Here is a 21,668-nt window from a genome sequence, read left to right on the forward strand (position 1 = left end):
AGTGCTGGTTTTGTTTTCGAGCCTGTTCTGGTGTATCAAGTCCAGTTGCACCTGGATATTGTAGTGATTGATCACGATCGGATTCAACGCGGCGTGATTCTCGTAGTTTTCGTTCTTGGCGATCTTTACCCATAATGAATAACACCTCCTTGTTAAAAGTGTTGCTGTTATAAGAAAAAACTATGCGTAAATAAAGTGGATTAACTTTCATAAAAAGTTCCCATAATGGAAAACATAGGAGGTGAAGTTGATGGATGGAAGTACTTTTTATTTTGTAGCTTGGATAGGGTGGATCATTGTAACCTTTTTTATGAAAAAGGACCTTATTCGGTGGAAGTTAGGCGCTTGTATACTGATTTTTATAATTTGCTCTCCGTTACATGTAACGATCGCCTCATTCGTGGTATCAGTAAATGCTCTTTTACTTTGTATTATTTCTTTTATAGGGATCACGCTATATTCTGTCTGGAAAAAATTATATAGCTTACTTTCGGCGCTTATTATTGCAATGTTATATACAAGTTTTCATCTGTTAGAAATATATGATCCGATTTGGATTGTGGTGGATAGAGTGTTTCTGCTAAGTAGTGCTCTTGTGTATGCATCGGTGTTATTGCATGGAGATCGCATATTACGATTATGTTCTCTATATGTAGGGATGTTACAAGGAGAGCTGCTAGTGACATTTATTTTTAGGAAATTGAATTTTCCATATGATTACGGTAGTTTAGCATTTTTTGATATCGTCGCCATTTCTACATTATTCATGGCAATATTGTTTTGGATTGCAAAAGCATCAGTATACATGGAACGGTTTAAGAGAAAAACACGTAAAAGAAAGGCGAGGGTAATACATGACTGAATATACACCAGCCATTTTATGCGGCGTAATAGCGGGGACAGTTACAAGGGTGCTAATGCTTCGGACGGATACGCGGCAATATCCGACGAGGCTACATGGGAAAATTATTCATATTGCAATGGGGTTAATTGCAGCTGCTTTAGGAGCGATTGCAATCCCGTCTATTTTGAAAAAAGATTTTTCTGCCATTACATTTCTTACATTAGCAGCGACACAATTTCGTGATGTACGTAATATGGAAAGAAATACGCTTCAACAATTAGATGGGTATGAGCTCGTACCGCGTGGAAATACATACATTGAAGGAATTGCATTAGTTTTTGAAAGTCGCAACTATTTGGCGATGTTAACGTCGTTTGTGACGACGTTTGCATATATAGGGTTTCGTTCGTGGATTGCTGGAGTAATTATGGCGATCATCGCATTTTTTATTGCGAAAAAATTAATGTCTGGCAGAAGGTTACATGATCTTGTTGATATCGAGCATGTTCCGCTTCGGTTTGAAGGAGCGGGGCTATATATTGATAATATTTACATTATGAATATTGGATTGCCAGCAAGACAAGAAGAAATTATGAAATATGGTATGGGTTTTATTTTAAAGCCGAAATCAATTGATGCGATGGTTACAATCTCAAATTTAGGGCAACGACAAGCTATTTTACACGATGTTTCAGTAGCGTTAGGGATTTATAGAGATTCTGGTACACCAGCGCTTGTACCGTTAGCAAAGCGTGATTTAGAGGATGGCAGGGTTGGGATTTTTGTCCTGCCGCAAGATCAAGATGCAGAGAAAGCGATAGGTGTCATAGGAAATGTACCAACGTTAGAAAGTGCTGTCCATATGTCATCGGAAGCCCCGAAAGGAAGGGGAGATAAGAGATGATGTTAGAAAGTGTTATTCTGGCAGTTATAACAACGACTCCAGAAAAATTTGCAGGTGGTGCTCCTTTATTCGTTTGCGAATCGACAGAGGAACTAGAATTTGTTGCAAATAATTTAGAGGCAATTTTAGATGGTATTGCACATCGCTTACAAGAGAATGTATATATTATTGTGAAACATTAGCAACGTGTGTTATAATGTGAGGTGTTTTGATACGTTGAGAAATATTCTGGAATGCAAATCCCTTCTTGCACAAAGAAGGGTTTTTTACATAATAAACAGAAGCAAGTTGAAAGGATGAAAGTATATGCCGAAACCAGTAATAGCGATAGTAGGTCGCCCGAACGTAGGGAAATCTACTATTTTCAATAGAATTGTTGGAGAAAGAGTTTCAATCGTAGAAGATATTCCAGGTGTAACGCGCGATCGTATTTATAGCGCTGGAGAATGGTTAAATCATGAATTTAACATTATTGATACGGGCGGAATTGATATTGGAGACGAGCCGTTTTTGACACAAATTCGTCAACAAGCTGAAGTAGCAATTGATGAAGCGGATGTTATCATTTTTATGACAAACGGTCGTGACGGTGTAACAGCAGCTGATGAAGAAGTTGCAAAAATTTTATATCGTTCAAATAAACCGGTTGTACTTGCAGTAAATAAAGTGGACAATCCGGAAATGCGCAGTGACATTTATGACTTTTATGCATTAGGATTTGGCGAACCATTCCCAATTTCAGGTACACACGGATTAGGGTTAGGTGACTTACTAGACGAAGCTGCACAACATTTTCCAAAGATTGAAGAAGATGGATATGATGAAGACACAATTCGTTTCTCTTTAATTGGACGTCCAAACGTAGGAAAATCATCACTTGTAAATGCTCTTCTTGGTCAAGAGCGTGTAATTGTTAGTAATGTAGCAGGAACAACTCGTGATGCTGTCGATACACCATATAGTAAAGATGGAAAAGATTATGTAATTATTGATACAGCTGGTATGCGTAAAAAAGGAAAAGTGTATGAAAGTACAGAAAAATATAGTGTACTTCGTGCGCTAAGAGCGATTGAACGTTCTGACGTTGTTTTAGTCGTTTTAGATGGTGAAGAAGGAATTATTGAGCAAGATAAAAAAATCGCTGGATATGCTCATGATTCAGGGCGAGCTGTTGTTATCGTTGTAAATAAATGGGATGCAGTGAAAAAAGACGAAAAAACAATGAAAGCATTTGAAGAAAATATCCGTGCTCATTTCCAATTCTTAGAATACGCACCAATTGTTTTCTTATCTGCAAAAACAAGAAAACGTACACAAACATTAATACCGGTTATCGATGAGGTAAATGAAAGTCATAGTATCCGTATTCAAACGAACGTATTAAACGATGTAATTATGGATGCGGTAGCGATGAATCCGACGCCAACTCATAATGGTAGCCGTCTGAAAATTTTCTATGCAACACAAGTTGCGGTAAAACCACCGACATTTGTTGTGTTTGTAAACGATCCAGAATTATTGCACTTCTCATATGAGCGTTTCTTAAAGAATCGCTTACGTGAATCATTTGGCTTCGTAGGAACGCCGATTCACATTATCGCTAGAGCAAGAGACTAATGGAGAGGATGTGATTTTATGACAAAAATCACAGTAGTAGGAGCAGGTAGCTGGGGAACAGCGTTAGCGATGGTATTAGCTGACAATGGACATGATGTACGTATTTGGGGAAATCGCCCAGAACTTATGGATGAAATTAATACGAAACATGAGAATGGTCGATATCTCCCAGGCATTACATTGCCAAGCACAATCGTAGCCTACTCTTCTTTAGAAGAAGCATTAGTAGATGTAAATACAGTACTGCTAGTAGTACCAACGAAAGCGTACAGAGATGTATTACAAGAGATGAAAGAAATTGTTACTGAACCAATTACTTGGATTCATGCGAGCAAAGGAATTGAACCTGGTACGTCAAAACGTATTTCGGAAGTGATTGAGGAAGAAATTCCAGAGCACTTAATTAAAGATGTTGTTGTACTGTCTGGACCGAGTCATGCTGAAGAAGTCGGTTTACGACAAGCGACAACAGTTACGTCTGCAGCAAAGCGTATGGAAGCGGCTGAGGAAGTACAAGATTTATTTATGAATAGTTATTTCCGTGTATACACAAATCCAGATATCGTTGGAGTTGAACTTGGTGGTGCGTTAAAAAATATTATCGCATTAGCTGCTGGTATAACTGATGGTCTTGGATTAGGTGATAATGCAAAGGCGGCATTGATGACACGTGGTTTAACAGAGATTGCTCGTTTAGGAAGAAAAATGGGCGGGAATCCGTTAACGTTTGCTGGTCTAACTGGTATGGGAGACTTAATTGTAACTTGTACAAGTGTTCATAGCCGAAATTGGCGCGCTGGAAATATGCTTGGAAAAGGACACTCTTTAGAAGAAGTGTTAGAAAGCATGGGTATGGTTGTGGAAGGTGTAAGAACAACGAAAGCTGCTCATGAATTGGCAGAGAAAATGGAAGTTGAAATGCCGATTACAGCTGCTTTATATGACGTGCTGTTCAATGGGAATAACGTAAAAGATGCGGTAGGCTCATTGATGGGACGTGTTCGAAAACATGAAGTGGAAGCTATACCTGATTTACTGTAAAGAAAAGCGACAGAAGTACATTTGTACTTCTGTCGCTTTTTTTATTTTTTGGGTCTTTTCACCATTTTTTCATTTTTGCATAGGATGAAGAGTAACTTGAGGAGAGGGTGAAAAGAATGGATAATAACATTTTTAATAATATTGAGAAGGAAGCGAAAGTAAATAAAGAGGATATTTTTAAATTAGCATCATCCGTGCAAAATGCGAATTTACGTGATGAAACTGTACTTCGTCAATTAATTCATCAAGTGGCTCTTATGGCGGGACGTGAAGTGCCGAAAGAGCAAGAGGATCAAATTGTAAAAGCGATTATTAATAATAATATGCCAACAGATTTTGGCTCGTTAAGCAAAATGTTTAAAAAATAAATTATGAGAAACAAAGAGTTTGTAGATTGCATATGATAGCCATGAAAGAATGGGAATAGAGCTGTTTTTGGGCATATTTGGTCAACCGAAGCGAGAGATACAATCGCTTCGGTTTTATTTTTGTCTAGATTGGTGAGAAATGCTGGAAAACCTATTGATTAAAGTTATATATTTGCAATTTGTAGTAAAATGTTCTTTTTGTATTTGTTTAAAGATTTTAATTTGTTAAAATAGTATAAAAATAGATTAATAAAAAGGGGTGTGTATATGTCAGAAGGGCTTATGAAAATGTGGTTAGCTTTAGGGGCAATTGGATTTATGTTTTTTGCAGTAAGTTTTATTTTATTAAGTAGACATAAAATAAAGAATAAATTTTTGAAAGGGATTACAGCGTTAGTAGCGTACACCCTTATGATTGTGTCAGGAATTGTTATTTTTCTTGTTGTATTTAGTGGACCTGTACAGCAGTAAATGGAATGGTCTCGAAAATACTACATACAGAGCAAATTAGATTAGTATGAAAAGGTGATGCTAGTGAAAAAATTACATATTATTTTAATATTTTGTTGTATGAGCCTTTTAACGGGGTGTCTGTATCCGAAAGAAAATATGAAGCAAAATGCGGTTCCTTATGAAGATCAGCTACAGGTTGTTCAAAAAGCTGTTGTGACATTTAAGGAGCAAAATGATGGGATATTGCCAATTAAGACGAGGGATATGAGTACACCTATTTATCAAAAGTATCCGATCGATTTTCAACAGATTGCCCCGCGTTACATACAAGAAGCGCCAGGGAATGCGTATGAAAGTGGAGGAGTATATCAATACGTATTAATAGACGTTGAAACAAATCCAACAGTAAAGTTAATTGATGTTAGGATGGCTGAACAAATTCAGGAACTATCTTTAAAGCTTAGGATATATCGTGATGAACATCAATATCCACCTTTTAAAAAAGTAATTTCAGATGGTGTATATGAATTGGATTTCAAAAAACTAGGATATAAAGATGTGCCACAAGTGACAAGCCCATATTCTGGTAAAGGACTTCCTTTTGTAATTAATGAAAAAGGAGAAGTTTTTGTTGATTATAGAATTGACTTATATGACGCTTTGAAAAAAAATGAAGGGCAGTTTGCGGAGGGAGAAGATATTCGAAATATACTTTCAAAAGGATCCCCGTTTGTACCAGCTTATTCTTTACCGTACACAGTAAAGGACGGAGAACCAATTTTTTTAAAATGATAAGTCATGAACCTTTCTTTTAGTGAATAAGTTCTAGAAGAAAGGTTTTTTATGTTATACAACTTACGATGCAAACAAAAGATATTTTTTAATAGTCATATGAAATTAAACAAAATTATATGATATATTGTCCGAACTTCTAGAATACCATTATATTATATCAGATATTATAGGCAACGTTAGAGAAGGTATTAGTTGACTATAAACGCGGAATTATTCCCAAAAATTTTGAGGGAGGGAATCACTTGGAAAAGGTAGATATTTTTAAAGATATTGCAGAACGAACAGGCGGTGATATTTATTTTGGAGTTGTAGGAGCTGTTCGAACAGGGAAATCAACATTCATTAAAAAATTTATGGAACTTGTAGTTATTCCAAACATTGAGAATGAGTCTGACCGTCAAAGAGCGCAGGATGAATTGCCTCAAAGTGCTGCTGGTCGTACAATTATGACGACGGAACCGAAGTTTGTTCCAAACCAAGCGGTTTCTATCGAAGTAGATGAAGGACTTGAAGTGAATATTCGATTAGTAGATTGTGTTGGATATACGGTTCCTGGAGCGAAGGGCTATGAAGATGAGAATGGCCCGCGCATGATTAATACCCCTTGGTATGAAGAACCTATTCCATTCCATGAAGCTGCAGAAATCGGCACGCGTAAAGTAATTCAAGAACATTCAACAATTGGTGTTGTAATTACAACAGATGGAACAATTGGTGAAATTCCAAGAAGAGATTATATAGAGGCAGAAGAACGCGTTGTAAATGAGTTGAAAGAAGTAGGAAAACCTTTCATTATGATAATTAATACGGTACAGCCGTATCATCCAGATACAGAGCAATTACGCCAAAGTTTATCAGAAGAATATGATATCCCGGTTATTGCAATGAGTGTGGAGAGTTTAAGAGAAACAGATGTATATAATGTACTTCGTGAAGCGCTATTTGAATTCCCTGTATTAGAAGTGAATGTGAATCTTCCGAGCTGGGTAATGGTGCTAAATGAAGGGCATTGGTTGCGTCAAAGTTATCAAGAAGCAGTTCAAGAAACTGTGAAGGATATAAAACGTCTTCGTGATGTGGATCGCGTTGTTTGGCAGTTTAGTCAATATGAATTTATTGATCGAGCGAGCCTAGCTGGCATTGATATGGGGCAAGGTGTGGCGGAGATTGATTTATATGCGCCAGATGAATTATATGATCAGATTTTAAAAGAAGTAGTAGGAGTAGAAATTCGAGGGAAAGATCATTTATTAAAGCTTATGCTCGATTTATCTCATGCGAAAATAGAGTACGATCAAGTGGCGGATGCACTGCGTATGGTTAAGCAAACAGGATATGGTGTAGCAGCGCCTGCATTAGCGGATATGAGCTTAGATGAGCCAGAAATTATTCGTCACGGTTCAAGGTTTGGTGTGAAGTTAAAAGCGGTAGCGCCATCTATTCATATGATTAAAGTAGATGTAGAGTCAACGTTTGAGCCGATTATTGGTACTGAAAAGCAAAGTGAAGAATTAGTTCGTTATTTAATGCAAGATTTTGAAGATGACCCGTTATCAATTTGGAATTCTGATATATTTGGACGTTCACTTAGCTCGATTGTTCGAGAAGGAATTCAGGCGAAATTATCTTTAATGCCAGAAAATGCTAGATATAAATTAAAAGAAACGCTAGAAAGAATTATTAATGAAGGATCTGGCGGATTAATTGCGATTATACTATAAGAAAAAATCCCTCTCACTGTAGAGGGATTTTTTGTTTTTTTGATTATAAAATAGAAAAATAAACAGTCATTATCTAATACATTGTTGTAAATTGTCAAGTTTCATCAGATTTTCACATTTTCAGAGTAACAATTTCCTTAAAAATATTGAATTATAAAGGAGAATCGTATAATATAGGCGTTGATAATGATTTATCTACATCTTTGTAGTATAGAATTTGCAAAAATTGCCTACAAATGAAAGTAAGACTCATTTTATGATCATTATACAGTCTTATCTTTGGGAGGAGGTGAATGGCATGAACAAGACAGATTTAATCAATGCTGTTGCAGAAGCAAGTTCCCTTTCTAAAAAGGACGCAACAAAAGCAGTAGACGCTGTTTTTGATTCTATCTTAGAAGCTTTAAAACAAGGTGATAAAGTACAACTGATCGGATTCGGTAACTTCGAAGTTCGTGAGCGTGCGGCTCGTAAAGGTCGTAACCCACAAACAGGTGAGGAGATTGAAATCGCTGCAAGTAAAGTACCTGCATTCAAACCTGGTAAAGCGTTAAAAGATGCGGTTAAATAATCCTTACATATTAACAGGGAAGAAGAGTTTCCTTTTTGGGAACTCTTCTTTTTGCTTTTAAAAACATAAATATGCTAGAATGTGTTCGTATCACTTTTAGGTTTTCGGGAGGGCTAGCGGATGGCAAAAGTTAATTTAGAACAAATTGAACATGCAGTACGCCTTATTTTAGAGGCGATTGGGGATGACCCAAATCGTGAGGGAGTACTTGATACACCAAAGCGTGTTGCAAAAATGTACGCAGAAGTGTTCTCAGGTATGCATGAAGATCCGAAAGAGCATTTGCATAAAGTATTCGGAGAAGATCACGAAGAGCTTGTACTAGTAAAAGATATACCATTTTATTCGATGTGTGAGCATCATTTAGTTCCATTCTATGGAGTTGCTCACGTTGCATATATTCCGCAAGGTGGAAAGGTGACAGGGTTAAGTAAATTAGCTCGTACCGTAGATACAATTGCACGTCGCCCACAACTGCAAGAACGTATTACATCAACAGTAGCGAACTCTATTATGGAAGTACTAGAGCCTCATGGTGTAATGGTGGTAGTAGAAGCAGAACATATGTGTATGACGATGCGTGGTGTAAAAAAACCAGGTGCGAAAACAGTAACGACAGCAGTGCGTGGTGTGCTTGAAAATGATGCTGCAGCGCGCAGTGAAATTTTATCGTTTATTAAAACGAAGTAAAGAAAAGCGGGAAACTGCTTTTCTTTTTTTTTTTAGTAAATAAATGATATAGTTTTAACTAGACAGAGTGAGATTAGAAAGATTGCTTACATGAATGGCAGGTGTAGCCAAGTTTTGGTTATAGAAAATAGAGTGTATGTGTTATAATAAGTTTTATGAATTAGAAAACAAGGGTGATTTTTTGTGTGTGACATCTACGGAGGGTATGCGGGTATAAAAGAAAAATTGATGGAGAAATTACGCCATCCTTACTTTATAAACTATATTGAAGAACCATTTATTGATGAAGAAAAGATAGCATTGTTATATGGTGCTTTAAAGAGTGCAAACTTACATATAGAACAAATTGAGCATTACGTAGTAACAATTATGCTTGTACAAATTGCGCTTGATACGCATGAAAGGGTATCAAATAAAGCAGGCGAGGAAGAGATTGAATTCCATAAATGTCGTCAATTAACAGTACTTGCAGGCGATTACTATAGTGGACTATATTATTATTTATTGTCTATGAATCGTGATATTGTTTTAATTCGTGCACTTGCTGAAGGAATTAAAGAGATAAATGAACACAAAATTATGTTATACCAAAAAGCGCATGAAACGACGGATGACATAATGAAAAGCGTAGTAGCGATTGAGTCTGCGCTCCTTCAAAAAACATGTGATCATTTTCATTTATCACATTGGAAGCCATTTATTACATACGTATTAGGTGGAAATCGCCTTCAAAAAGAAATTCAATTGTATGCTGATAAGCAACATTCACCTGTTTTTCAAGCTATGCAAGATGCTTTAGGGGATAAAGCAGAAGTAGTGATTAATGGTTGGATGAAGGAATTGAGAAAGAAAGAAAAACAATTTTTAGAAAATCACACAGACATAAATGAAATAAATTCTGTGTTAAGGAATAAATAGAAGACATAAGCAATTTTACATTGGAAGAAGGTACGAGCATGCAACAATCAAAAGAAGAAAGAGTACATGACGTATTTGAAAAGATTTCTGATAAATACGATGTGATGAATTCTGTAATTAGCTTTCAAAGACATAAAGCGTGGCGTAAAGAAACGATGCGAATTATGGATGTACAACCAGGTAGTCAAGCGCTTGATGTATGCTGTGGAACCGCAGATTGGACAATTGCGCTAGCTGGAGCCGTAGGTGAACAAGGAAAGGTTGTTGGCTTAGATTTCAGTGAAAATATGTTATCTGTCGGTAAGCAAAAGGTAGAGGCGTTACAATTAAAACAAGTAGAACTTCTACATGGGAATGCAATGGAACTTCCGTTTGAAGATAATACGTTTGATTATGTGACGATTGGGTTTGGTTTACGTAACGTACCGGATTATATGCACGTATTAAAAGAAATGACACGTGTAGTAAAACCAGGTGGAAAAGTAATCTGTTTAGAAACATCTCAACCAACAATGATTGGTTTTCGACAAGGGTATATTTTATACTTTAAATATATCATGCCGTTATTTGGAAAGATGTTTGCGAAAAGTTATAAAGAATATTCATGGCTTCAAGAATCTGCTAGTACGTTCCCAGGGATGAAAGAATTGGCTCAAATGTTTGAGCAAGCTGGACTTGAACGTGTGCAAGTGAAACCATTTACTTTCGGGGTAGCAGCGATGCATTTAGGTATTAAACCAGAATCAAAATAGAAAAAAGAAGTTTTAGGTTAAGGTGAACAATATGAAGTTACAACTTATGTACTCTTTTTTACGATCGGATATTAATGTGATAGAAAAAGAATTAAAAAAGACAGTCGCTTCTGAACAGCCATTAGTAGAAGAGGCAGCATTACAGCTTATTGAAGCTGGTGGGAAACGAATTCGTCCTGTATTTGTGTTGCTTGCAGGGAAATTTGGAGATTATAAGTTAGATGCGATTAAGCATGTTGCTGTTGCGTTAGAACTTATTCATATGGCTTCTCTTGTTCACGATGATGTTATTGATGCTGCATTTTTACGACGCGGCAGTGCGACTGTGAATGCGAAATGGGGAGATCGTATTGCGATGTATACAGGGGACTATCTGTTCGCTAAGTCTCTTGAATGTATAACAAATATCGAAATTCCAGAGGCGCATCAAGCGTTATCACATACTATTTTAGAAGTCTGTAAAGGTGAAATTGAACAAATTAAAGATAAATACAATTATGACCAAAATTTAAGAACGTATTTAAGAAGAATAAAGCGAAAAACAGCATTATTAATTGCCGCGAGTTGTCAATTGGGAGCGATTGCTGCTGGTGCTAATCGTGATACGGTAAATCGTCTATTTTGGTATGGGTATTTTGTAGGAATGTCTTATCAAATTATTGATGACATTTTAGACTTCGTTTCTACAGAAGAGAAACTTGGAAAACCTGCTGGCGGAGATTTACTACAAGGGAATATTACACTTCCTGCTTTATATGCGATGGAAGATCCAGTACTTCGTCAGAAAATCACATCTGTACATGAAAATTCAACAGCAAGTGAAATGCAAGAAATTATTGATGCTGTAAAAAATAGTACAGCAATTGATCAAGCATTTGCGTTTAGTGAACGTTATTTACATAAAGCTTTAGAAATAATAAAACCACTTCCACGTGGAAAAGCAAAGTACGCATTACAAAATGTTGCAAAGTATATTGGAAAACGAAAATTTTAATGTTTATTCTAAAAAATAAAATAATCTCTCTATTTCAAAACTATTGCACAATTGTGATAAGGGTGATAATATGTGTGTGGGGATATACAATTACATACATAATTCAGAAGTGGAGAGATTTTTTATGGAAAAAACATTTCTAATGGTAAAACCAGACGGTGTACAACGTGCCTTCATTGGGGAAATTGTAGCTCGTTTTGAGAAAAAAGGCTTTCAATTAGTTGGTGCAAAATTAATGCAAGTCACTCCGGAAATTGCTGGACAACACTACGCTGAGCATAAGGAAAAACCTTTCTTTGGTGAGTTAGTAGACTTTATTACATCTGGACCTGTGTTCGCAATGGTATGGCAAGGTGAAGGTGTAGTAGATACAGCGCGTAACATGATGGGGAAAACAAGACCACATGAAGCAGCTCCTGGAACAATTCGTGGAGATTTCGGTGTAACTGTTGCGAAAAACATTATCCATGGTTCTGATTCTTTAGAAAGCGCAGAGCGCGAGATTGCTATTTTCTTTAAAGAAGAAGAATTAGTTGACTACTCAAAATTAATGAATGAATGGATTTACTAATTATTTTGAAATAATTTGTAAACGCTTTAATCACTGTGATAATAGTAAAAAGTGCAAGGAGAATAGGGGTATTCTTCTTGCACTTTTTTTATTTTCAGTTAGTTACGAAGTTTGAGCTGTTATGATATGTTGATATTTAAATTAGGCCTATCGGAAATATAGAATAAGAAAATGGTCGATTTATGATATAATTTCTTTAATATTTTTAGAATGATAAAAGTTAATATAGTGAGATAAATACATATACGAAAAGAGGAATAACGTATGCGATATATTACAGCTGGTGAATCTCATGGTCCACAACTTACAACGATTATAGAAGGTGTCCCGGCAGGATTGTCTTTAGTAGCAGATGATATAAACGAAGAGTTAGCTAGAAGGCAAAAGGGATATGGGCGCGGTAGACGCATGCAAATTGAAACGGATCAAGTGCAAATTTTAAGTGGTGTTAGACATGGAGAAACATTAGGTTCCCCTATTGCACTTGTTGTTGAAAATCGTGATTTTGCACACTGGACAAAAATTATGGGGGCGGAGCCTTTAACTGAGCAAGAAGAAAAAGAGATGAAAAGGAAAGTGACAAAACCAAGGCCTGGGCATGCTGATTTAAATGGTGCGATTAAATATGGTCATAGAGATATGAGGAATGTACTGGAACGTTCGTCAGCGCGCGAAACGACGGTGCGTGTTGCTGCTGGTGCGGTTGCTAAAAAGGTGTTAGCAGAACTTGGTATTAAAGTGGCGGGCCATGTAATTGAAATTGGCGGTGTACAAGCTAAGGAGATTACGTATAGTTCAATTGAAGAATTAAAGAGTATTACAGAAGCATCTCCTGTACGTTGCTTAGATGAAGAAGCTGGTAACCAAATGATGCAAGCGATTGATGATGCGAAAGCAAATGGTGATTCAATTGGTGGAATCGTTGAAGTAATTGTGGAAGGGATGCCAATTGGAGTAGGTAGCTACGTGCATTATGATCGAAAACTGGATGCGAAATTAGCAGCTGCAATTATGAGTATTAATGCTTTTAAAGGTGTCGAGATTGGAATTGGTTTTGAAGCAGCGCATAGACCAGGAAGTGAAGTTCATGATGAAATTCTGTGGGATGAGGAGCATGGATATACACGAAGAACAAATAATGCAGGTGGACTAGAAGGCGGTATGACGACTGGAATGCCAATTGTTGTGCGCGGTGTGATGAAACCGATACCTACACTTTATAAACCTCTTCAAAGTGTAGATATTGATACGAAAGAGCCTTTTACAGCGAGCATTGAACGTTCAGATAGTTGTGCAGTGCCAGCAGCTAGTGTCGTTGCAGAAGCGGTTGTGGCTTGGGAATTAGCGACAGCTTTAATAGAACAATTCGGATTAGATCGTATGGAACTAATTCGTGAAAATATTGAGAAACATAATGAATATGCGAGGGGATTTTAATGGGAAACATACATATTCAAACGAAATCAAAAGAATATGATGTACATGTTGGTAAAGAAGCGTTGTCAAACTTAACAACGATCGTTCAAAATATGCAGCCAGCGGTATCTAACGTAATGATCATTTCAGATGAAGCTGTTGCATCACTACATTTACAGAAAGTTATCGATGCATTACAAGTAGAGCAGCACGTGTTTTCGTTTGTTGTACCAAGTGGCGAAAAAGAGAAGTCTTTCGAAAATTTCTATGCGGCTCATACGTCGGCTCTTGAAAATAAATTAGATAGAAATTCTTTAATTCTTGCACTTGGAGGCGGAATGATTGGAGATTTAGCTGGTTTTGTTGCTGCATCGTTTATGCGTGGTATTCGCTTTGTGCAGGTTCCGACAACTTTATTAGCGCACGATAGCGCAGTGGGTGGGAAAGTAGCGATTAACCATCCGTTAGGTAAAAATATGATTGGTGCATTCCATCAGCCAGAAGCAGTTGTATATCATACACCGTTTTTACAGTCTCTTCCTGAAAAAGAGTGGCGTTCAGGTTATGCAGAGGTGATAAAGCATGCTCTTATCGGTGATGTGGAGCTATACCATTGGTTAAAAGAAGAAGTGCAAACATTAGCGGATCTTCATGATGAGAAGTTAATCCATATATTAACGAAGGCGATTCCTGTAAAGGCAAATGTTGTGTCACAAGATGAAACAGAGAAGGGTGTACGTGCTCATTTGAACTTTGGACATACGTTAGGACATGCTCTTGAAAAAGAGCTAGGGTATGGAAATATTACTCACGGTGACGGTGTAGCGGTTGGAATGTTATTCGCCATATTTTTAAGTGAGCAAGTGTACAAGGTTGATCTTGCTTATGAAGATATGAAGCAGTGGTTCTTGAAATACGGCTATCCAAAAATGCCAAGAGATTTGAATGTAGAGCGCCTCGTTCAATTGATGAAACAAGATAAGAAAGCAAATGCAGGAGCAATTCATATGGTGCTTATGCAGGAATATGGGGTAGTGAATGTCGTATCTATTTCAGATGAGACTGTTCATATTGCGTTAGAGGCATTTCAAAAAGATATGGTTTAAAATGATAGCGAAGTGCTGTGAAGTGCTCATTTAGAGGTATTCTCGTAATAGTGACGGTTATGACAAAAGATTACAGTAAGGGGCTATAACCGTATTGTAATCAAATTGAATGAAATGACTGGGGGAAGAAAAATGAGAGTGAAAGAGCAATTGTTAACTTTGAGAGCGTATGTGCCTGGGAAAAACATTGAAGAAGTAAAAAGAGAATATGGTTTATCAAAAATTGTGAAATTAGCATCCAACGAAAATCCATTCGGTTGTTCAGCACGTGTGACAGAAGCATTAACTTCTTTAGCGAGCCAATATGCCCTTTATCCAGATGGATATGCCTTTGAACTTCGGACAAAAGTAGCGAAACATTTAGGTGTAAAAGCAGAACAATTACTATTTGGTAGTGGATTAGATGAAGTCATTCAAATGATTAGCCGAGCGTTATTACATGAAGGAACAAACGTTGTAATGGCGAATCCTACGTTTTCACAATATCATCACCATGCTGTTATTGAAGGAGCAGAAGTTCGTGAAGTATCACTTAAAGATGGTATTCACGATTTAGATGCAATGCTAGAGCAAGTAGATGAGAAAACGAAAATTGTATGGATTTGTAATCCGAATAATCCAACAGGTACATATGTTGAGAAACAAAAATTACTTTCATTTTTAGAATCAGTTCCTAAGTCGGCTCTCGTTATTATGGACGAAGCATATTATGAATACGCGGAAGCAGAAGACTATCCGCAAACATTACCACTTCTTGAAAAGTATGAAAATCTTATGGTTTTACGCACGTTTTCAAAAGCATATGGTTTAGCTGCTTTTCGTATCGGATATGCGATTGGGGATGCGAAGTTAATCGGACAGCTAGAAGTAGCTAGGTTACCATTCAATACATCAACTGTAGCCCAATCTGTAGCACTCGCTGCATTAGAAGATCAAGCCTTTTTACAAGATTGTGTGCAAAAGAATGCTGAAGGTTTAAATCAGTATTATGCATTTTGTAAAGAATATAACGTATTCTATTATCCATCTCAAACAAATTTCATTTTCTTAAAACTTGGTATACCGGGTAATGAAGCTTTCGAACGATTAATGAAAAAAGGATATATCGTTCGTTCTGGTGCTGCATTTGGTATCGATGATGGTATTCGTATTACTGTCGGTTTGAAGGAAGAAAATGATGAAATTATAGAGTTGCTGAAAGAGCTTGTAAATGAGCAAGTACAGAAAGAAGAAACATATTCTTAAGAGATTGTGAAGGCTCCTAGTATAGGAGCCTTTTTTATCGCATTCAAAATAAAGGTTGAAGACTGCTAATTAAGTTATTCTGTAAACCACGGTTTGTATGGCTTGATAATTAGTGAGAGAAGTTATTTGCACGGTCATAAAAGAAAGCGGTACAATAGAAGATGATGATAAGGTATCGGTGTCATATCCGAACCTTTTGAACAATTAACTACTCTGTAAGAAGAAGTATAAGAAGAAGCATGCTCATTCTAAAGGTTGCGTTCTAACAGTGAGTTGCTTATGATAAATGAACAGAAGAGAATATTTTTTAGAATTAAAGGAGACGTTTATGCAAAAGTTTGAACAAGCTGTTTCATATATTGAAAATGGTGAAGCGGAAAAAGGATTACAATTATTAAAAGAACAATTAAAAATTGCGAATGATGAAGAGAAGTATGATATCGCTCGTTACTATCATACGCTTGGATTTACAGATGAGGCATTAGCAATTACTGAAGACTTACGTTTACTGTATCCAGAAGAAAGTGAATTCACTGTATTTTTAGCAGAATTATATATTGATCTAGATAAAGAAGATGAAGCGATTGAAGTGCTTCATGATATTCCAGAAAATGACGATTTATATGTTCAATCGTTATTACTTGTTGCAGATTTATTCCAAATGCAAGGTTTTGATGATGTAGCAGAGCAAAAACTATTAAAGGCGAAAGAAATGATGCCTGATGAACCTGTTATTACGTTTGGGTTAGCAGAATTATATAGTAGTAAAGGTGAAGAACAAAAGGCAATTACTTATTATGAATCGCTATTAGCGGAACATAAAGTAATGGGTGGTGTTGTGATCGCACTTCGCCTCGCAGAAACGTTAAGCGCGATCGGAAACTGGGAAGAAGCGATTTCTTATTATGAAGCAGGCCTAGAGGAACAAAAAGATATTCACTCATTATTTGGATATGCCTTTACATTATACCAAGGTGAAGAATATCAGAGAGCAATTGGTGCTTGGCAAGAACTAAAAGAATTAGACCCTGAGTACGCATCACTGTACATGTATTTAGCGAAAAGCTATGAAAAAGAAGGAATGCTTCAAGAAAGCTATGAAACGCTTCATGAAGGAATTAAAGTAGATGAGCTTTCAGTTCCATTTTATGTAGAGTTAGCGAACATTGCGGCGAAATTAGGAAAAATAGTAGAAGCAGAGGAAGTTCTTCAAAAAGCGCTTGAGTTAGATCCAGGGCATTTAGGTGCAACATTAAAATATGCATATATCTTAAAAGAACAAGAAAAGTACGAAGAGTTAATTGCAATTGTAGAGCGTGCTATTGATAGTGGAGAACCAGATACACAACTACTTTGGGATCTTGCGTATGCAAAAAAACAATTAGAAATGTATTCGGATGCATTAAAACACTATGAAAGTGCATATACTTCTTTTAAGAATCATCCAGACTTCTTAGAAGAGTACGGTTATTTCTTATTGGAAGAAGGAAAACGAAAAGAGGCGAAAGAAGTATTTACCCAGTTATTACAACTAGACCCGACACAAATTCATATTGAAGAGTTGTTATATAATTTAGAGGATTTTTCATAAGTTGGAAGGAAACTGAATGCCGCTTCTTGAATCTAAAAAGAAAAGAGAAAGACAGAGGAGGGACTTAATTGCTATGAATACCCCTGTTTCTGTAAACGAGAAGAAGGATTTTGTAAAATGGTTTTTGAATAATTACCAACTGAAACAGCGTGAATGTGTATGGATTCTGAATTATTTAATGAGTCACGACCAATTGATGCATAAAGTCCACTTCGTAGAGCATGCAAAATATTGTCCGCGTGGCTTAGTGATGTCAGCGAATTGTGTGAAAGACACACCGTTTCACTTTTTTAAACAAAATGTTATGACAACAGATGCTGAAAAATCGTTTCATGATATTCGTTTAAATCGAGATGAGGATATTTATATTCAACTCAACTTTAAATCATCGTTTCAAAATGCGAATTATGTAGCTGTATTAGAAGAAAACCCATATTTACCAAAGCATATTGAAGTAAATGAAAAAGATCGTTTACTTGCAGAAAGGTTTTTGGAAGAAAGTGTATTTTCGTTTAGGAGAGAACGCCTTTTGAAACAAATTGATGAAGCGTTAGATAAGCAAGATAAGGAAGCGTTTCATAGATTAACGGCAGAGTTAAAGACTTTATAGAATTTATTTGGATTAATTAATTTTTACAAATTTCAGACTTTTATCAAGAAAAACTACCTATATTGGGTAGTTTTTCTTTTTTTACCTCTTTTAGTGTGGTTTAATATATATAAAGTGAAAGTTCTGTCATTTACAAGTGAAGGAGGGAAGGGATTTGAAGTGGATTGTAAAAGATGTAGAACAGTTTGAGCAAGCAAGAGAGTATGTTGATACAGGAGTAATACCGCTGTTATCAATTTCGGCAGCAAAAGAAATGAAAATGGTTGTAGAACAAGGTGAATTTATCGAATTGTTGAGCACGGAATTGGAAAGAGAGTATAAAGGAAGAGTGCTTTTACTGCCTGCGTTTACGTATTTGGTAGAAAGTCAAAAGAATGAAAAAGGTCGTTTGCAAGAATGGACAAATCATTTACGAAGTGAAGGTTTTAAGCATATTGCTTATGTTACAAGTGATTTTTCATGGAAAGAGGATATGCAAGAGTTACAGGGAGATTTATTTTGGTTTCCTTCATTAGCGTTAGAACAATTTAGTGATCAAGCAAAAAGAGAAGTTATTCATGCACATATAAAAAATATAATGGTGATGTTGGAAGAGAAATGGGGAAACTCGCAATAAACAGAAAGTTCTTATTATTATGAGTAGTATGATATTGACCTGTGCATGAGCGTATTATATCATGATAGTGTCCTAGTTTTTATTTTTTATATAATTTATCACGAGGGGACAATTTCTGATAGAGGGGGGAAATTTTCGTGAGCGACAAAGAACATCGCGTGTCAAGAAGACAATTTTTAAATTACACACTCACAGGGGTAGGAGGCTTTATGGCTGCCGGTATTTTAATGCCGATGACGCGATTTGCGCTTGATCCGGTGTTAAGAAAAGAAGCGGGAACAGATATGGTTGCTGTTGCGCAAGTAAAGGATATTACAACAGAGCCGAAGCGTTTCGATTTTAAAGTGAAGCAGGTTGATGGTTGGTACAAGTCTGAAGAACCAAAATCGGCTTGGGTTCATAAAGATGAAAGCGGAGACATTGTTGCGTTCTCTCCAGTATGTAAACATTTAGGATGTACAGTTAACTGGAATTCGGACAAAGCACATCCGAATCAATTCTTTTGCCCATGTCACGGGGGGCGTTATACAAAAGATGGGATTAACATTAAAGGTACGCCACCCCTTGCTCCGCTTGATGTGTACGAGTCTAAAGTGAAAGATGGAACGCTGTATCTAGGAAAAGCGAAGCCAAGAGGGGGTGCAAAGTAGATGTTAAATAAAATTTATGATTGGGTGGATGAAAGATTGGATATTACACCAATATGGCGTGATATCGCTGATCATGAAGTACCTGAACATGTAAACCCGGCACATCACTTCTCTGCATTCGTCTATTGCTTTGGAGGACTTACCTTTTTCGTTACTGTAATTCAAATTTTATCTGGAATGTTTTTGACGATGTATTATGTGCCTGATATTAAAAATGCTTGGGAATCAGTTTACTATTTACAAAATGAAGTTGCTTATGGGCAAATTGTTCGTGGTATGCACCACTGGGGTGCTAGTCTCGTAATTGTAATGATGTTTTTACATACACTCAGAGTTTTCTTCCAAGGTGCGTATAAAAAGCCCCGTGAGTTAAACTGGATTGTTGGTGTTCTTATTTTCTTTGTTATGTTAGGTCTTGGTTTTACCGGATATTTATTGCCGTGGGATATGAAAGCTTTATTTGCTACAAAAGTAGGGATTCAAATTGCAGAGCAAACACCGCTCATTGGTCCTTATATTAAAACATTACTCGCTGGTCATTCCGAAATTGTTGGCGCTCAAACATTAACTCGCTTCTTTGCTATTCACGTCTTCTTCTTACCAGCAGCACTTCTAGGTTTAATGGCCTTCCACTTCATCATGATTCGCAAACAAGGTATTTCCGGTCCACTATAAGAGATTGCTAAATTAAAGGGGAAAGAACAAAAGGAGGGAGATTATGCATCGCGGCAAAGGGATGAAGTTTGTAGGAGATTCTCGGGTACCAGTAGCTCGGAAACCAAATATTCCAAAAGACTATTCTGAATACCCAGGGAAAACAGAAGCATTTTGGCCGAACTTCTTGTTAAAAGAATGGATGGTTGGTGCAGTTTTTTTAATCGGTTATTTATGTTTAACAGTGGCGCATCCGTCGCCGCTTGAGAGAATGGCGGACCCAACTGATGCTGGATATATACCACTTCCAGATTGGTATTTCTTATTCTTGTATCAGTTATTAAAGTATTCTTATGCTTCCGGTTCATTTACTGTAATTGGAGCATTTATTATGCCAGGGATTGCGTTTGGAGCATTACTGTTAGCTCCATTTCTTGATCGAGGTCCAGAAAGACGTCCATTGAAGCGTCCTGTGGCAACTGGATTTATGCTTTTAGCAATTGCATCGATTATTTTTTTAACTTGGGAATCTGTAGCACACCACGACTGGGAAGCTGCAAAAAAACAAGGAGCAATTGTAAAAACAGCGCCAGTTGATAAAAATGATGATGGCTATAAATTAATGCAAAAAAATACTTGTTTAACATGTCATGGTGACAATTTACAGGGCGGGGCAGCAGCACCGGCACTGCAAAACTTAACTTTAAAGCCAGAAGAAATTGCTAAAATTGCGAAAGAGGGAAAAGGTTCAATGCCTAAAGGTGTATTTAAAGGTACGGATGAGGAACTGAAGAAGCTTTCGGAATTCGTTGCAAAGTATAATAAAAAATAATAAAAAGCTGACTACAAAATTTGTAGTCAGCTTTTCTATTTAGTTGGATGAAGTTTGTTATAATAGAGTAGGATTTAATGAATGAATTACTTTGCTTGAAAGGTGTTGGACATACGGATTGGTGTACTTGTATGCAATGTTAAGACAACGCTCGGTATTATTATTTTTATTAATTGTTAACATATTAGGTACAATTTACGGATTTATATGGTACGGAAATCAATTGAAAGAAACGTCACCTATATTTTGGCCGTTTGTACCAGATAGTCCTATGGCGAGTCTCTTTTTTGTCTTTGTTTTAATTGCTTTTTTGGCAAAGAGAAACTGGGGATTAATAGAAGCGTTAGCGATTGTAACTTTAATAAAATATGGTATTTGGGCTGTTGTTGTAAACGGGATTATGATTTACGTAAAAGGGCCTATTGGCCTTATGGGCTACATGTTAATGCTTTCGCACTTTGCGATGGCAGTACAAGGATTTTTATATGCTCCATTCTATCGCATAAAAAAATGGCATTTTATAGTAGCAGCTGTGTGGACGTTGCATAACGATGCAATTGATTATTTATTTTGGCAAATGCCGCGATATGGAATTATGCATTTGTTTGTAGAGGAAATTGGTTATTTTACGTTTTGGTTAAGTATTGCTGTACTATGTATTACATATTATTGTTGCTTACGTGAGCAAAGGAAACAATTTTCTTTATGA

At 36.6% G+C, this 21,668-nt stretch carries 26 protein-coding genes; 25 read left to right on the forward strand and 1 reads right to left on the reverse strand.

The annotated features are described in order from the left end of the window. Positions 1–133: YpzI family protein (locus ACQGS6_RS03475; protein ID WP_000513900.1), on the reverse strand; the 133-nt coding region annotated here is incomplete at its 3' end. Positions 134–250: 117 nt separating this feature from the next. Between ACQGS6_RS03475 and ACQGS6_RS03480 the strand changes: the two genes are divergently transcribed. From ACQGS6_RS03480 to ACQGS6_RS03600, 25 genes are all read left to right on the forward strand, one after another. After that, positions 251–862, forward strand: a complete 612-nt coding sequence (locus ACQGS6_RS03480) for a YphA family membrane protein (protein WP_000349095.1) — start codon at positions 251–253, stop codon at positions 860–862. Then, positions 855–1,748, forward strand: coding sequence for a YIEGIA family protein (locus ACQGS6_RS03485; protein ID WP_000141601.1), 894 nt, complete (start codon positions 855–857; stop codon positions 1,746–1,748). Before ACQGS6_RS03480 ends, ACQGS6_RS03485 begins: the two co-directional genes overlap by 8 nt. Then, complete coding sequence (locus ACQGS6_RS03490) at positions 1,745–1,930, forward strand: capping complex subunit for YIEGIA (protein WP_000979059.1); 186 nt, start codon at positions 1,745–1,747, stop codon at positions 1,928–1,930. Before ACQGS6_RS03485 ends, ACQGS6_RS03490 begins: the two co-directional genes overlap by 4 nt. A gap of 124 nt (positions 1,931–2,054) precedes the next feature. Then, positions 2,055–3,365, forward strand: coding sequence for a ribosome biogenesis GTPase Der (gene der / locus ACQGS6_RS03495; RefSeq protein WP_001125893.1), 1,311 nt, complete (start codon positions 2,055–2,057; stop codon positions 3,363–3,365). An 18-nt stretch (positions 3,366–3,383) separates the two neighbouring features. Continuing rightward, on the forward strand, positions 3,384–4,406 hold the full coding sequence (locus ACQGS6_RS03500) for an NAD(P)H-dependent glycerol-3-phosphate dehydrogenase (protein WP_074625103.1): 1,023 nt from the start codon (positions 3,384–3,386) through the stop codon (positions 4,404–4,406). Between the two features lie 116 nt (positions 4,407–4,522). Beyond that, positions 4,523–4,774: a stage VI sporulation protein F gene (locus tag ACQGS6_RS03505; protein ID WP_000369754.1), complete on the forward strand. Its 252-nt coding sequence runs from the start codon at positions 4,523–4,525 to the stop codon at positions 4,772–4,774. A gap of 267 nt (positions 4,775–5,041) precedes the next feature. After that, a complete protein-coding gene (locus ACQGS6_RS03510) occupies positions 5,042–5,245 on the forward strand; it encodes a DUF2768 domain-containing protein (protein WP_001289004.1) in 204 nt (67 codons plus the stop codon). Between the two features lie 63 nt (positions 5,246–5,308). Beyond that, positions 5,309–6,019: a hypothetical protein gene (locus ACQGS6_RS03515; protein ID WP_000733110.1), complete on the forward strand. Its 711-nt coding sequence runs from the start codon at positions 5,309–5,311 to the stop codon at positions 6,017–6,019. Between the two features lie 245 nt (positions 6,020–6,264). Beyond that, positions 6,265–7,743: a stage IV sporulation protein A gene (gene spoIVA / locus ACQGS6_RS03520; RefSeq protein ID WP_000416519.1), complete on the forward strand. Its 1,479-nt coding sequence runs from the start codon at positions 6,265–6,267 to the stop codon at positions 7,741–7,743. 298 nt (positions 7,744–8,041) lie between these two features. Beyond that, the gene (locus tag ACQGS6_RS03525; protein WP_001043860.1) at positions 8,042–8,314 is read left to right on the forward strand and encodes an HU family DNA-binding protein; all 273 of its coding nucleotides are present in this window, start codon (positions 8,042–8,044) and stop codon (positions 8,312–8,314) included. A gap of 120 nt (positions 8,315–8,434) precedes the next feature. Continuing rightward, complete coding sequence (folE, locus tag ACQGS6_RS03530) at positions 8,435–9,004, forward strand: GTP cyclohydrolase I FolE (protein ID WP_001151482.1); 570 nt, start codon at positions 8,435–8,437, stop codon at positions 9,002–9,004. 183 nt (positions 9,005–9,187) lie between these two features. Further along, entirely contained in the window at positions 9,188–9,922 is a 735-nt protein-coding gene (locus ACQGS6_RS03535; RefSeq protein ID WP_000332850.1) for a heptaprenyl diphosphate synthase component 1, read from the forward strand. Positions 9,923–9,960: 38 nt separating this feature from the next. Beyond that, positions 9,961–10,674 carry a 2-heptaprenyl-1,4-naphthoquinone methyltransferase gene (menG, locus tag ACQGS6_RS03540; protein ID WP_001187674.1) on the forward strand — a complete coding sequence of 238 codons (714 nt, stop codon included), beginning with the start codon at positions 9,961–9,963 and terminating at the stop codon, positions 10,672–10,674. Positions 10,675–10,705: 31 nt separating this feature from the next. Further along, positions 10,706–11,668 (forward strand): heptaprenyl diphosphate synthase component II, encoded by a 963-nt coding sequence (gene hepT, locus ACQGS6_RS03545; protein ID WP_000776077.1) that lies wholly within the window; start codon positions 10,706–10,708, stop codon positions 11,666–11,668. Positions 11,669–11,792: 124 nt separating this feature from the next. Next, the gene (gene ndk, locus ACQGS6_RS03550; RefSeq protein ID WP_000415883.1) at positions 11,793–12,239 is read left to right on the forward strand and encodes a nucleoside-diphosphate kinase; all 447 of its coding nucleotides are present in this window, start codon (positions 11,793–11,795) and stop codon (positions 12,237–12,239) included. A gap of 264 nt (positions 12,240–12,503) precedes the next feature. Beyond that, positions 12,504–13,676 carry a chorismate synthase gene (gene aroC / locus ACQGS6_RS03555; protein WP_025967071.1) on the forward strand — a complete coding sequence of 391 codons (1,173 nt, stop codon included), beginning with the start codon at positions 12,504–12,506 and terminating at the stop codon, positions 13,674–13,676. Then, on the forward strand, positions 13,676–14,761 hold the full coding sequence (aroB, locus tag ACQGS6_RS03560) for a 3-dehydroquinate synthase (RefSeq protein WP_025967072.1): 1,086 nt from the start codon (positions 13,676–13,678) through the stop codon (positions 14,759–14,761). Before aroC ends, aroB begins: the two co-directional genes overlap by 1 nt. A 132-nt stretch (positions 14,762–14,893) precedes the next feature. After that, a complete protein-coding gene (hisC, locus tag ACQGS6_RS03565) occupies positions 14,894–16,006 on the forward strand; it encodes a histidinol-phosphate transaminase (protein ID WP_025967073.1) in 1,113 nt (370 codons plus the stop codon). A 328-nt stretch (positions 16,007–16,334) separates the two neighbouring features. After that, positions 16,335–17,597, forward strand: coding sequence for a tetratricopeptide repeat protein (locus ACQGS6_RS03570; protein WP_001168671.1), 1,263 nt, complete (start codon positions 16,335–16,337; stop codon positions 17,595–17,597). Positions 17,598–17,670: 73 nt separating this feature from the next. Next, positions 17,671–18,207, forward strand: coding sequence for a ReoY family proteolytic degradation factor (locus ACQGS6_RS03575; RefSeq protein WP_001095925.1), 537 nt, complete (start codon positions 17,671–17,673; stop codon positions 18,205–18,207). A gap of 154 nt (positions 18,208–18,361) precedes the next feature. Beyond that, positions 18,362–18,823 carry a YpiF family protein gene (locus ACQGS6_RS03580; RefSeq protein WP_000871314.1) on the forward strand — a complete coding sequence of 154 codons (462 nt, stop codon included), beginning with the start codon at positions 18,362–18,364 and terminating at the stop codon, positions 18,821–18,823. 137 nt (positions 18,824–18,960) lie between these two features. Continuing rightward, positions 18,961–19,473: a menaquinol-cytochrome c reductase iron-sulfur subunit gene (gene qcrA / locus ACQGS6_RS03585; RefSeq protein WP_001280593.1), complete on the forward strand. Its 513-nt coding sequence runs from the start codon at positions 18,961–18,963 to the stop codon at positions 19,471–19,473. After that, positions 19,474–20,148, forward strand: coding sequence for a menaquinol-cytochrome c reductase cytochrome b subunit (qcrB, locus tag ACQGS6_RS03590; protein ID WP_000932700.1), 675 nt, complete (start codon positions 19,474–19,476; stop codon positions 20,146–20,148). A 43-nt stretch (positions 20,149–20,191) separates the two neighbouring features. Next, a complete protein-coding gene (gene qcrC, locus ACQGS6_RS03595) occupies positions 20,192–20,959 on the forward strand; it encodes a menaquinol-cytochrome c reductase cytochrome b/c subunit (RefSeq protein WP_000554603.1) in 768 nt (255 codons plus the stop codon). A 118-nt stretch (positions 20,960–21,077) separates the two neighbouring features. Then, positions 21,078–21,668, forward strand: a complete 591-nt coding sequence (locus ACQGS6_RS03600) for a DUF1405 domain-containing protein (protein ID WP_025967075.1) — start codon at positions 21,078–21,080, stop codon at positions 21,666–21,668.

Origin of the sequence: Bacillus sp. GMs2/2 (assembly GCF_050172095.1) — a bacterium.
Lineage (GTDB): Bacteria > Bacillota > Bacilli > Bacillales > Bacillaceae_G > Bacillus_A > Bacillus_A cereus.